Source organism: Desulfobulbus alkaliphilus (genome assembly GCF_016918545.1).
Classification (GTDB): Bacteria; Desulfobacterota; Desulfobulbia; order Desulfobulbales; family Desulfobulbaceae; genus Desulfobulbus; species Desulfobulbus alkaliphilus.
This window is the reverse complement of record NZ_JAFFQC010000105.1, coordinates 1-789: the sequence shown is the minus strand read 5'-3', so window position 1 is coordinate 789 and position 789 is coordinate 1. Positions and strand designations below refer to the sequence as shown.

Annotated in this window: 1 protein-coding gene; it reads right to left on the bottom strand. The window is 49.0% G+C overall.

Features of this window, described 5'->3' with window-relative positions:
• Window positions 1–41: 41 nt before the first annotated feature.
• The coding region (locus JWG43_RS17570) for an ISAs1-like element ISAs1 family transposase (protein ID WP_205244252.1) at window positions 42–789 on the bottom strand (748 nt) is incomplete at its 5' end.

The window sequence follows — 789 nt, the reverse complement described above, 5'->3', positions numbered from 1 at the left end:
GCCACTCTCTTCCCAGGGCGGGAGCACACTTTGTTGATATTTTAACCAAAGAATAACTGAGCCCGATAGTCGTCATTCCAGCCGGCTCTTTTTAGCTTGTTTCTCTGACTTCGAGCACCACAATTGCTCTGTTTTACGATATTCAATACGAACCGCCGGAATAGCGCCATATTCTCGACCGCATCCTCCATCGCTATCCTGGAAGCATCCTCGTTGAACACCACATCAAGAATGTAATGCTGGCTGTTCTCTATCCGCCAGTGCTGCCGTATATAGTGCCCTAGCAGCTTGTGCTTGGGGGATAACGAGCTGACATAGTAAGAGGTATCTACCGTTCCTTTTCCGTTGGCGCTGCGGTGACGCTCAACGGCAATGATGCTGCGGATTGTCGGCCATTTCTCCGTCAACTCTGGCGGTAATTTGGCTTTTAATTGAAACACATAACGCTCTTCCTGGCGGCCATGTCCACTCTCTTTGTGCTCGACGACAATCTTCTCTTTCTGGGCGTCAAACAGTGACTGGAATTGCGATTGAACCGCTTGATACAGCTTCGGTTGATTATTCTTGACCTGTACCACTACATGAGCCTTCTTCTCGCTGATTTTCTCCAGTGTCTCACGCTGACAATGCAACGCATCGAGTGTGACAACGGCTCCTTTTAGCTCAAGAATGTCCAGCATATCTTTGACGGTTTCGATTTCCCCCTTCTTGTTAGGGGTTGCTTTCTGGCTTAACACCAGCCCATTTTCGGTATCGTAAGCCGTGACCAACTGAAGCGCATCCTTGGCA